This window comes from Cedecea neteri (assembly GCF_000758325.1).
Classification (GTDB): Bacteria; Pseudomonadota; Gammaproteobacteria; order Enterobacterales; family Enterobacteriaceae; genus Cedecea; species Cedecea neteri_B.
In genome coordinates this window covers 1,824,574-1,836,605 of sequence record NZ_CP009459.1, presented here as the reverse complement: position 1 = coordinate 1,836,605, position 12,032 = coordinate 1,824,574, and the positions used below count along the sequence as shown (strand labels likewise).

Genomic DNA, 12,032 nt, shown 5'->3' with positions numbered 1-12,032 from the left:
ACTGCCTTTAATGACAGTGAGTTTAGTCAGTTAATCGACAGGCTAACAGTCAATATTGCTGAGCGTGTTGTTGGATATTTCTTAACTAGTTATCCAGCTCGCTCATCTCTTTCACCTGGTCACGATTGATCTGCTCGGTTTTACCCGTTTCGGCATTTTTGTACGACACCAGGCCCGTGTCTTTGTCGACCTGCGGTTTACCGTCGGTCACGATCGTTTTGCCATCGTTGGTTTTAACCGCCTGATTGGACGAGCAGCCCGCCACGGTCAACAGCGTTGCGGCAGTGAAGAGGGAAGCAAGTAAAGTTCGTTTCTGCATGGTGTTCTCCCAGCGTGTTTAGTCATTTTCAGTTGTGTGCTGGTTAACTGTAGACTATCTCGCTGGGCATAAAGTAAAACGGCCTCTTTTCAGAGGCCGTTGGCGTTATTTTCGGAGCATTCTTTCAGGTTGCGAAAGATTAGCCCTTAATTTGGGCATGCATTTCCTGCACCGAAATCACCTTCTCGGTAGCATCGGCATTCAGCGCCATCGCCGTGGCGAAACCGCCGTTCAGGGTGGTGTCATAATGCACTTTGTACTGCAGCGCGCTGCGGCGAATCAGCTTGGAATCTTCAATCGCCTGGCGGCCCGCGGTGGTGTTGATGATGTAGGTGTATTCGCCATTCTTGATACGGTCCTGAATGTGCGGACGCCCTTCATGCACCTTGTTCACCAGGCGTGGGTTAATGCCAGCCTCGCCCAGCACAATCGCTGTACCGTGGGTCGCATCCAGCTCGAAGCCCTGTTTTAGCAGCTTCGCGGCCAGGTCAACTACGCGCTCTTTGTCGCCTTCACGCACGGAGAGAAGCGCGCGGCCAGGCTTACGCATGGTGGACTGGCTGCCCAGCATCGCTTTAGAGAAAGCTTCTGCAAAAGTACGGCCCACGCCCATCACTTCGCCGGTAGAGCGCATTTCTGGCCCTAACAGCGGGTCAACGCCCGGGAATTTGTTGAACGGCAGCACCACTTCTTTCACCGAGTAGTAAGGCGGGATGATTTCTTTGGTGACACCCTGCTCAACCAGCGTTTTGCCTGCCATGACGCGAGCGGCAACTTTCGCCAGCGGCACGCCCGTCGCTTTAGAAACGAACGGTACGGTACGCGCGGCACGCGGGTTCACTTCAATCAGGTAAACTTCGTTGTCCTTCACCGCAAACTGCACGTTCATCAGGCCACGCACCTGCAGCTCGAAGGCCAGTTTCTGCACCTGCTGGCGCATCACATCCTGGATTTCCTGGCTCAGAGTGTAAGCTGGCAGAGAACATGCGGAGTCACCAGAGTGAACGCCCGCCTGCTCGATGTGTTCCATGATGCCGCCAATCAGCACGGTTTCACCGTCACAGATGGCATCCACGTCCACTTCAACCGCATCGTCAAGGAAGCGGTCAAGCAGCACCGGCGCGTCGTTGGAAACGCTAACCGCGGTCTGGAAGTAACGGCGAAGGTCTGCTTCGTCGTAGACGATTTCCATCGCGCGGCCACCCAGCACGTAGGAAGGACGAACCACCAGCGGGTAGCCAATCTGCACGGCTTTCTCTACCGCCTGCTCGATAGCCGTTACGGTGGCGTTAGCAGGCTGCTTCAGCTTCAGGCGCTCAACGGCGTGCTGGAAGCGCTCACGGTCTTCTGCACGGTCGATAGCATCCGGGCTGGTACCGATAACCGGCACACCAGCCGCTTCCAGCGCACGAGCCAGCTTCAGCGGAGTCTGGCCGCCGTACTGCACAATGACGCCTTTTGGTTTCTCAACGCGGACGATTTCCAGCACGTCTTCAAAGGTGACAGGCTCAAAGTAGAGGCGGTCGGAGGTGTCGTAGTCGGTAGATACGGTTTCCGGGTTACAGTTAACCATAATGGTTTCGTAACCATCTTCACGCAGCGCCAGCGAGGCGTGTACGCAGCAATAGTCGAACTCAATGCCCTGGCCGATACGGTTTGGCCCGCCGCCCAGCACCATGATTTTATCGCGATCATGGTTCGGGTTCGCTTCACACTCTTCTTCATACGTGGAGTACATGTAAGCGGTGTCGGTCGCGAATTCTGCCGCACAGGTGTCTACGCGTTTGTAGACAGGGTGCAGGTTATATTGCTCGCGCAGTTTGCGAATTTCAGCTTCACGAACGCCAGCCAGTTTAGCCAGGCGCGCATCCGCAAAACCTTTGCGCTTCAGAATACGCAGGAAGTCATGGTTCAGGCCGGTGATACCCACTTCGGTCACCTGCTCTTCCAGACGCACCAGCTCTTCAATCTGCACCAGGAACCAGCGGTCGATATTGGTCAGATTGAACACGCCATCTACGGACAGGCCCGCGCGGAATGCGTCAGCCACATACCAGATACGCTCTGCGCCAGCGTCTTTCAGCTCGCGGCGGATTTTGGTCAGTGCTTCCGGGTCATCCAGGCTGACTTTCGGGTCAAAGCCGGTGGCGCCCACTTCCAGGCCACGCAGCGCTTTCTGCAGTGATTCCTGCTGAGTACGGCCGATAGCCATGACTTCACCCACGGATTTCATCTGGGTGGTCAGACGGTCGTTTGCGCCAGCAAATTTCTCGAAGTTAAAGCGAGGAATTTTGGTCACAACATAGTCGATGGAAGGCTCAAAGGAAGCCGGAGTGCGGCCACCGGTGATGTCGTTCATCAACTCGTCGAGGGTGTAACCGACTGCCAGCTTCGCGGCAACTTTAGCAATCGGGAAGCCCGTGGCTTTAGACGCCAGCGCGGAAGAACGGGACACACGCGGGTTCATCTCGATGATGATAAGACGACCCGTTTTTGGGTTTACGGAGAACTGAACGTTTGAGCCGCCGGTTTCCACGCCGATTTCACGCAGTACCGCCATCGAGGCGTTACGCATGATTTGGTATTCTTTATCGGTCAGCGTTTGTGCTGGTGCCACGGTGATTGAGTCACCGGTATGAATCCCCATTGGGTCGAAGTTTTCGATAGAGCAGACGATGATGCAGTTGTCGTTCTTATCACGCACCACTTCCATCTCGTACTCTTTCCAGCCAATCAGCGACTCATCAATCAGCAGCTCTTTGGTTGGGGAGAGATCCAGGCCGCGCTCGCAAATCTCTTCGAACTCTTCGCGGTTATAAGCGATCCCGCCGCCGGTACCGCCCATGGTGAAGGAAGGGCGAATGATGCACGGATAGCCCACGTCTGCCGCCACCGCCAGCGCTTCTTCCATATTGTGCGCGATGCCGGAGCGTGCGGTGTCGAGACCGATTTTTTTCATCGCAATGTCGAAGCGACGACGGTCTTCAGCCTTGTCGATGGCATCAGCGGTCGCGCCGATCATGGTGACGCCGAACTCTTCCAGTACGCCCTGGCGCTCAAGCTCCAGCGCACAGTTCAGCGCGGTCTGGCCGCCCATGGTTGGCAGCACCGCATCCGGGCGTTCTTTTTCGATGATTTTGCGTACTACTTCCCAGTGAATCGGCTCGATGTAGGTCGCATCCGCCATTTCCGGGTCGGTCATGATGGTGGCCGGGTTGGAGTTCACCAGAATAACGCGGTATCCCTCTTCGCGCAGCGCTTTACAAGCCTGGGCACCAGAGTAGTCGAACTCACAGGCCTGGCCGATAACAATCGGGCCCGCACCGAGGATCAGGATGCTTTTTATATCTGTACGTTTTGGCATTTTATTTCGCTCCTGATTATTTAGCGGTAGAACGGTATTGCTTAATCAAATCGATAAAGTGGTCAAACAGCGGCGCGGCGTCGTGCGGCCCCGGGCTCGCCTCAGGGTGCCCCTGGAAGCTGAACGCGGCTTTATCGGTACGATGAATCCCCTGCAGGGTGCCATCGAACAGTGATTTGTGGGTTACGCGCAGGTTAGCTGGCAGCGTCGTCTCATCAACCGCGAAACCGTGGTTCTGCGCGGTGATCATCACGCAGTCTTTATCCAGGTCTTTTACAGGGTGGTTGCCGCCGTGGTGACCAAATTTCATTTTCACGGTGTTAGCACCGCTGGCCAGAGCCAACAGCTGATGACCAAGGCAAATACCAAAGACAGGAATGTCTGTCTCCAGGAAGGATTTGATTGCACTGATGGCGTAGTCGCAAGGTGCCGGGTCGCCAGGGCCGTTAGAAAGGAAGATCCCATCCGGGTTCATCTTCAACACGTCTTCCGCTGGTGTTTGAGCCGGAACCACCGTCAGGCGGCAGCCTCTGTCCACCAACATACGCAGAATATTGCGTTTCGCGCCGTAGTCATAAGCCACTACGTGGAAAGGTAACTCTTCAGTTTTTGCCGCTTCCGGCAGGTCGCCTTCAAGCGTCCAGCTACCCTGCTGCCAGGTGTAAGCTTCTTTCGTGGTGACTTCTTTGGCGAGGTCCATGCCATTCAGGCCAGGGAACGCTTTCGCTTTTTCCAGCGCCAGGGCTGCGTCTACGTTATCGCCCGCGATAATACAGCCGTTCTGGGCACCTTTTTCACGCAGCAGGCGGGTCAGCTTACGGGTATCAATATCGGCAATCGCCACGATGTTATGGCGCTTAAGGTAAGAAGAAAGGTCCTCGGTGCTGCGGAAGTTGCTGGCAATCAGCGGCAGGTCACGAATGACGAGGCCTTGCGCATGAACCTGGGAGGATTCTTCGTCGGCTTCATTGGTGCCGACATTGCCGATATGAGGATAAGTAAGAGTGACGATCTGGCGGGAGTAGGAAGGATCAGTGAGGATTTCTTGATAACCGGTCAATGAGGTATTGAAAACGACTTCACCCACTGCCGTACCCGATGCCCCAATGGCCCGACCGTGGAATTGGGTTCCGTCTTCCAGAACCAACAGCGCTGACTTGATCAAAACGTCCTCCAGGGAATAAACATTCAATTTATTCGCATATTAATTCAAAACTAACGCCTGAATCAAATGCAAAAAGCGTCTGCCCTACGGATTTTTGGCAAACGGCGGCATTCTAGAGACAAGCCAGGTAAAAGTCTACCTTAAGACGAAGTTTTTATGTCTCTTTTACCGCTCAGAGTAAAAATATCTGATTTGAAGGTCAAAATAACCAGCTAACCTGGGGAAAGTAATCGGTTGCCGACCATGAATATTGAAAAACTGAAGGGATGGCAGTGAAAAAGTGGACCAAATGGTCAAAATTAACATTACAATAACACAAAAATGTAAGATAACAATAAATTTAAGAATGAATTAAACAAAATCATTAGAAAGCATTTAAAAAAACAAAAGGGTGAAATCAATCACCCTAAAATCAATCAATTAAAAACAAACAACCACATTTATAAGGATGCGTTTAACTACAAATTATTGAGATCTAGTACATCTCGCATATCAAAAATACCGTTCTTTTTACCTTTCAGCCACAAAGCCGATCTAACTGCCCCATTAGCAAACGTCATGCGGCTGGAAGCCTTGTGGGTAATCTCAACGCGCTCGCCAATATCTGCAAACATCGCGGTATGCTCCCCGACGATATCGCCCGCACGCACGGTGGCAAAACCGATGGTGCCAGGTACACGTTCACCGGTATGCCCTTCGCGGGTATAAACGGCACAATCTTTAAGATCTTTGTCCATCGCCTGAGCAATAGCTTCCCCCATCGCCAGCGCGGTGCCTGACGGGGCATCCACCTTGTAGCGGTGGTGCGCTTCGATGATTTCGATGTCGGTGTAATCGCCCATGACTTTTGCCGCTTTCTCCAGCAGCTTCAGCATGACGTTCACGCCCACGCTAAAGTTTGCCGCGAAAACAATCGGGATCTCACGCGCCGCATCGTTAATGGCCTGCTTGCCCGCTTCATCAAAACCCGTCGTGCCGATAACCATGCCTTTGCCATGCTTGAGGCAAAATGCCAGGTGAGCCAGCGTTCCTTCAGGGCGAGTAAAATCGATAAAGACATCGAAATCGTTGGCTACCGCATCCAGGCTATCGCTCACCAGCACGCCAGTTTTTGCTGCTCCGGCCAGTTCCCCCGCATCACTACCGACCAGGGAAGAGCCCGGGCGCTCAAGCGCCGCCCCCAGCTGAACGCCATCCAGCTGTAAAGCCGCCTGAATTAACTGGCGCCCCATACGGCCGCCCGCGCCCGCGATGGCTACGCGAATCTGTGCATCATGCATATCATTACTCTTTGGTTAAATAATTCGTAAAAACGTTATCAGGTTAACCAGCCCTCTAGCAGGCCGCCAGCCGAAAACACCCATAATTAGAATTTACTGTCATAGCCCGGCAGTTATCAATAACGCAGATAATTCCCCTGTTTTTAATGGGATAATTATTCACGGTGCCAACGCCAGAACCTCAGAAACCCACGCCTGAAAACCGGGAACATCGATATCCAACGCAACCTGCGCATTGGCCGGGCGTTCGAGACGATGTTCGAGATCCACCACCGTCGTTCCGCTGGTATAAGTGCCGTGCGTTTCTACCGCGACAAAGCAGGGGAATGTCTGGAATAGCTCGGGCTTCACCAGCCATGCAATGGCAGTCAAATCATGCATTCGAAGCCCGGTTTCCATACTGCCGCTGCGGTAATGGCTGAATAGCGCGTGCAACATATTCCCGGTGCGATTCAAGGCTGGTAGCTGAGCCAGAAATTCAGGCGCAAGCATTGCACGATTTGTCACATCCAGCCCACACATGACGATATCCAGCCCGCTGTCAAAGACGCGTGCTGCCGCCTCGGGATCAATGGCCATATTAAATTCAGCCGTCGGCGTAAAGTTGCCCCTCCCTGCAGAGCCGCCCATCATGACTACGCGTTTAATACGCGTCTTACATTCAGGGTACTGCGTCAGCAGCATGGCGACGTTCGTCAGTGGACCAATGGTAACCAGAGTCACCGGCTCGTCGCTGCTTTTCAGACAATCGTACATGGCCTGGAATGCGGGAATAGGCAGTTCACGACGAGATGTTGCGGTGAAGACATACCCTTCCATTCCCGACTCGCCGTGCACGTAAGCTGCATCCCGCAGTGGGCGCAGCAGTGGGACGGAAGCCCCTTTCGCCACGGGCGTCTCTTTCTGCCAAAACTCCAGCAGTTGGAGGGCATTACGCGTGGTTTTGTCCACCGAGACATTTCCAGCCACGGTAGTGATGAGTTTCAAATCAAGCTGGGGGGCAAATAAAGCCGCGGCAAGAGCAACCGCATCGTCGATACCGGGGTCGGTATCAAGAATAATCGGGGTTCTGGTCATGCTGTTCTCCATAAAAAATGCCAGCGGGCATACACCAGCTGGCATCTTCTCATAAACGGAAACCGGCGACGCTAATCCACTTCACGGATGTCCACGCGCAGTTCACGCGGCACTTCAAAGACGATGTTCTCTTCGCGCCCTGTCAGTTCCTGAGCTTCACTACCGCCAAGTTCGCGCAGGCGGGTGATGACGTTTTGCACCAATACATCAGGCGCAGAGGCCCCGGCGGTAACGCCAACGCAATTCACGTCTTTGAGCCATGCTTCCTGAATATCAGAAGCATCATCAATAAGCCAGGCGGCTTTCCCCATCCGCTGCGCCAGTTCGGCAAGACGGTTGGAGTTAGAAGAGTTTTTGGAGCCTACCACCAGAACAACATCAGCTTCAGTGGCCAGTGCCCGAACCGCTTCCTGACGGTTGGTCGTGGCATAGCAAATGTCGTCTTTGCGCGGGCCGATAATTTTTGGGAAGCGCTGACGCAGAGCGTCAATCACATCCGAGGTATCGTCCACAGAAAGCGTAGTCTGGGTCATAAACGACAGATTGCTTTCGTCTTTGACCTCAAGCGTCCAGACATCGTCCGGTGACTCCACCAGGTACATGCCCCCTTTCGGGTTGCTGTACTGGCCCATGGTGCCTTCCACTTCCGGGTGGCCGGCATGGCCAATCAGAATAGACTCTTCACCACGGCGGCTGGCTCGCGCCACTTCCATATGCACTTTAGTCACTAACGGACAGGTGGCATCGAAAACTGTCAGCTCACGGCTCTTCGCTTCGTTACGCACCGCCTGGGAAACACCGTGCGCGGAGAAAATCAGGATAGCGCCGTCCGGCACTTCGCTAATTTGCTCGATAAAAATCGCTCCACGTTCGCGCAGGCTGTCCACCACATAGCGGTTATGCACCACTTCGTGACGAACGTAGATAGGTGCGCCGTAAATCTGCAGCGCATTTTCGACAATGCTGATAGCGCGGTCGACCCCAGCGCAAAAGCCTCTGGGATTAGCCAACAGGATCTGCATTCAACGCCTCCAGGACCGGATCAACTTCCAGCACTTCAATATCAAAATGAATAGTCTGCCCGGCTAGAGGATGGTTAAAGTCTACGGTGATCGAATCACCGTTAACTTCACGCACCACGCCCGGCATTTCACTGCCATCCATTGCGGTAAAGAGCATGATCGCGCCCGGCTCCGGTTCGCCCGCTTCGACAAACTCACGGCGTGAGAAGTACTGGATCATATCCGGGCTTGGAATGCCAAAAGCTGCTTCAGGCGCCAGCGAGAATGCTTTTTTGTCGCCAGCTTTCAGGCCAACCAGCTGGTCTTCCAGGCCTGGCGACAATGTTTCATCCCCAAGGCGGAACAGCGCAGGCTTACCGTTAGCACGGGTTGACTCCGCGGTGGAGCCATCCTCAAGCTTAAGCGTAAAGTGCACCAGCACCGCGCTATTGGTTTGTACGGACTCAGCCATGGATTACCCTTTTTGCTTCGCGGGCTTGTCGGAGGAGACAAAGAATCCCTCCAGCACAATCAGCGCCGCGCCGATACAAATTGCGGTATCGGCCAGATTGAAGGTGGCAAAATGCCAGTCGCCAACGTAGAAATCGATCATGTCGACGACAAAACCGTGCCACAGACGATCGAACAGATTCCCAAGCGCACCGCCAATGATTAACGCATAGGCAATGTTATTCAGTTTCTGGCTGGCTTTAGCGCGATACATCATCCACACCAGTGCCACACAAATACCGATAGCGATACCCGCGAAGAACCAGCGTTGCCAGCCGCCTTTGTCGGCCAGGAAGCTAAACGCAGCGCCGTAGTTACGTGCATAGTGCAAATTCAGGGAAGGGAACAGGGATACCGTATCCCCCAGCATGAAATGCTGGAGGATCAGATATTTACTGCCCAGATCCACAATCAGCACTACCACCACCAGCCACAGCCAGCGCAATCCGGTAGAGAAAATGGGTTTCATCAAGCAAACTTACGTTGTTCGCCGTCACCGGCTACGTTGCTGACACAGCGGCCGCAGATTTCTGCGTGCTCCGCTACCTGACCGATATCGGTGGTGTAATGCCAGCAGCGCGGGCACTTCTCACCGTCGGCTTTACGCAGAGCCACTTTCAGCCCTTTGAGGATTTCGCTCTGCTGAGCGTCTTCACCCGCCTGCGCATAATCGGTAACCGCAGCCCCGGAGGTCAACAGGACAAATCGTAATTCGTCGCTCAGGCTGTTCAGCTTAGCCGCCAGCTCTGCGTCAGCGTACAGCGTGACTGCCGCTTCCAGAGAACCGCCGATGCGCTTATCAGCACGGGCCTGCTCGATAACTTTGTTCACTTCGCCACGAACGGTCAGCAGCGTGTCCCAGAACTCACCGTTCATCGCTTCGCTTTCCGCCAGGCCAAACAGACCTTCATACCATTCGCCGGTGAACACGTACTTCTCGCGCGAGCCTGGCAGGTAGCCCCAGATTTCGTCGGCGGTGAAGGACATAATCGGCGCCATCCAGCGAACCAACGCCTCAGCAATGTGGTACAGCGCGGTCTGGCAGCTGCGACGCGCCACGCTGTCCGCTTTCGCGGTGTACTGGCGGTCTTTGATGATGTCGAGGTAGAACGAGCCCATTTCGACGGAGCAGAAGCGCATCAGGCGCTGCACCACTTCGTGGAAATCGTAGCTTTCGTAAGAAGCAATGATATCCGCCTGAGCTTCTTGCGCGCAGCCAACTGCCCAGCGATCCAGCACCACCATATCTTCCGGTTTCACCATGTCGGTTTCAGGATTGAAGCCGTTCAGGTTGGCCAGCAGGAAGCGGGCGGTGTTACGGATACGGCGGTAAGCGTCAGCTGAGCGTTTCAGGATCTCGTCGGAAACGGCCATTTCGCCAGTGTAATCGGTAGATGCCACCCACAGACGCAGAATGTCCGCGCCGAGTTTGTTCATCACGTCCTGTGGGCTAACGGTGTTGCCGATAGATTTGGACATCTTGCGGCCCTGACCATCCACGGTAAAGCCGTGGGTCAGCACCTGACGGTAAGGCGCTTTGCCTTTCATCGCCGTGGAAATCATCAGGGAGGACATGAACCAGCCGCGATGCTGATCCGAACCTTCCAGGTACATATCCGCCGCATGGCCGTGGAACTCTGGACGCACGTCAACAACGGAAGAGTGAGTAGATCCTGAATCGAACCAAACGTCCAGGGTATCCGGCACTTTAACATAGTTGTCCGCGTCATCACCCATGATGTCGCGCGGATCGAGATCCCACCACGCCTGGATGCCGTCTTGCTCAACGCGTTTAGCGACTTCTTCCATCAGCTCGAGCGAACGTGGGTGCAGTTCTTCAGTCTCTTTGTGCACGAAAAGAGACATCGGCACGCCCCAGGTACGCTGACGCGAGATACACCAGTCAGGGCGGTTTGCCACCATAGATTCGATACGCGCCTGGCCCCAGTCAGGGATCCACTGCACGCCTTTGATCTCTTTCAGGGACTGCGCGCGCAGGCCTTTCTGATCCATGCTGATAAACCACTGTGGCGTTGCACGGAAGATGATCGGCGTTTTGTGGCGCCAGCAGTGTGGGTAGCTGTGCAGTAGTTTTTCAACGTGCAGCAGGGCACCTTTATCACGCAGGATATTTACGATCAGGTCGTTCGCTTTGAACACCTGAACACCGTCCAGGCCTTCATAGGTCCCCGGCAGATAGCTCCCGTCCGGACCAACCGGGTTGGCGATTTCCAGGCCGTATTTCTGGCTGATGGTGTAGTCGTCCGGACCGTGGCCACCGGCGGTGTGTACCGCACCGGTACCCGCGTCCAGAGTTACGTGATCGCCCAAAATAGCCGGGACGTCAAAGCCCATGAACGGGTGCTTAAAGCGCAGCAGCTCAAGCTCAGCCCCTTTAACAGTACCGAGAACCTGATAATCAGTTACGCCAGCGCGCTTCAGCACGCTTTCCATCAGGTCTTTCGCCACGATCAGCGCCTGGCCTTCAATTTGCACCAACACGTAATCGAACTCGGCGCCCAAAGAGATAGCGCGGTTAGCAGGCAGGGTCCACGGCGTTGTGGTCCAGATAAGCAGAGAGATCGGGCCATTGACGGCAGAGGCACCAAACTTAGCTTTTACCGCATCAGCATCAACGGCATTGAACGTTACGTCGATGGACGGGGACGTTTTGTCGTAATACTCAACTTCGGCCTCCGCCAGCGCAGAACGGCAGTCCACGCACCAGTGAACCGGCTTGGCACCTTTGTGCAGGTGGCCATTGCCGATGATTTTACCCAGCGCACGAATGATGTTGGCTTCAGTATTGAAATCCATGGTCAGATAAGGACGCGACCAGTCGCCCAGCACGCCCAGACGGATGAAGTCTTCGCGCTGGCCATCAACCTGCTCGGCGGCATATTTACGGCATGCGGCACGGAACTCGGCGGCGGACACTTTCTCACCCGGCTTGCCGATCAGTTGTTCAACTTTCAGCTCGATTGGCAGACCGTGACAGTCCCAGCCCGGCACGTACGGCGAGTCGAAGCCGGAAAGCCCTTTAGACTTGATAATAATATCTTTCAGAATCTTGTTAACTGAGTGACCAATGTGAATGCTACCGTTCGCATAAGGAGGGCCATCATGCAAAATAAAGGTTTTTTTGCCTTTTTTCGCATTACGGATGATGCCGTACAGATCGTCATCATTCCAACGCGCCAGCATACCCGGTTCGCGCTTGGCTAAATCGCCGCGCATCGGGAACCCTGTTTCAGGCAAATTTAGGGTAGATTTAAAGTCACTCATTAGATTCTCGGTTCCGTATTTCGGTTAGCCT

The 12,032-nt window shown here is 54.4% G+C and carries 9 protein-coding genes; all 9 read right to left on the bottom strand.

Annotated features, from left to right (window positions below; all coding sequences use genetic code 11):
- Positions 1-85: 85 nt before the first annotated feature.
- Complete coding sequence (locus LH86_RS08715) at positions 86-319, bottom strand: YgdI/YgdR family lipoprotein (RefSeq protein WP_039290203.1); 234 nt, start codon at positions 317-319, stop codon at positions 86-88.
- A gap of 139 nt (positions 320-458) precedes the next feature.
- Positions 459-3,683 (bottom strand): carbamoyl-phosphate synthase large subunit, encoded by a 3,225-nt coding sequence (carB, locus tag LH86_RS08710; RefSeq protein WP_039300334.1) that lies wholly within the window; start codon positions 3,681-3,683, stop codon positions 459-461.
- A 16-nt stretch (positions 3,684-3,699) separates the two neighbouring features.
- Entirely contained in the window at positions 3,700-4,848 is a 1,149-nt protein-coding gene (carA, locus tag LH86_RS08705; RefSeq protein WP_039300331.1) for a glutamine-hydrolyzing carbamoyl-phosphate synthase small subunit, read from the bottom strand.
- A gap of 458 nt (positions 4,849-5,306) precedes the next feature.
- The gene (gene dapB, locus LH86_RS08700; protein WP_039300328.1) at positions 5,307-6,128 is read right to left on the bottom strand and encodes a 4-hydroxy-tetrahydrodipicolinate reductase; all 822 of its coding nucleotides are present in this window, start codon (positions 6,126-6,128) and stop codon (positions 5,307-5,309) included.
- 159 nt (positions 6,129-6,287) lie between these two features.
- Entirely contained in the window at positions 6,288-7,205 is a 918-nt protein-coding gene (gene rihC, locus LH86_RS08695; RefSeq protein WP_039306015.1) for a ribonucleoside hydrolase RihC, read from the bottom strand.
- A 71-nt stretch (positions 7,206-7,276) separates the two neighbouring features.
- Positions 7,277-8,227, bottom strand: a complete 951-nt coding sequence (gene ispH / locus LH86_RS08690) for a 4-hydroxy-3-methylbut-2-enyl diphosphate reductase (protein WP_039300325.1) — start codon at positions 8,225-8,227, stop codon at positions 7,277-7,279.
- Positions 8,208-8,678, bottom strand: a complete 471-nt coding sequence (fkpB, locus tag LH86_RS08685) for an FKBP-type peptidyl-prolyl cis-trans isomerase (RefSeq protein ID WP_039300323.1) — start codon at positions 8,676-8,678, stop codon at positions 8,208-8,210. The genes ispH and fkpB overlap by 20 nt, the downstream gene beginning before the upstream one ends.
- Positions 8,679-8,681: 3 nt before the next feature.
- Positions 8,682-9,188, bottom strand: a complete 507-nt coding sequence (gene lspA, locus LH86_RS08680; protein ID WP_039290186.1) for a signal peptidase II — start codon at positions 9,186-9,188, stop codon at positions 8,682-8,684.
- Positions 9,185-12,001: an isoleucine--tRNA ligase gene (ileS, locus tag LH86_RS08675; protein ID WP_039300320.1), complete on the bottom strand. Its 2,817-nt coding sequence runs from the start codon at positions 11,999-12,001 to the stop codon at positions 9,185-9,187. The genes lspA and ileS overlap by 4 nt, the downstream gene beginning before the upstream one ends.
- Between the last annotated feature and the right edge of the window lie 31 nt (positions 12,002-12,032).

Excerpts from the sequence above, each read along its gene's own strand:
- LH86_RS08715 (WP_039290203.1), bottom strand. The coding sequence starts at position 319 with ATGCAGAAACGAACTTTACTTGCTTCCCTCTTCACTGCCGCAACGCTG.
- carB (WP_039300334.1), bottom strand. The coding sequence starts at position 3,683 with ATGCCAAAACGTACAGATATAAAAAGCATCCTGATCCTCGGTGCGGGC.
- dapB (WP_039300328.1), bottom strand. The coding sequence starts at position 6,128 with ATGCATGATGCACAGATTCGCGTAGCCATCGCGGGCGCGGGCGGCCGT.
- rihC (WP_039306015.1), bottom strand. The coding sequence starts at position 7,205 with ATGACCAGAACCCCGATTATTCTTGATACCGACCCCGGTATCGACGAT.
- ispH (WP_039300325.1), bottom strand. The coding sequence starts at position 8,227 with ATGCAGATCCTGTTGGCTAATCCCAGAGGCTTTTGCGCTGGGGTCGAC.
- fkpB (WP_039300323.1), bottom strand. The coding sequence starts at position 8,678 with ATGGCTGAGTCCGTACAAACCAATAGCGCGGTGCTGGTGCACTTTACG.
- ileS (WP_039300320.1), bottom strand. The coding sequence starts at position 12,001 with ATGAGTGACTTTAAATCTACCCTAAATTTGCCTGAAACAGGGTTCCCG.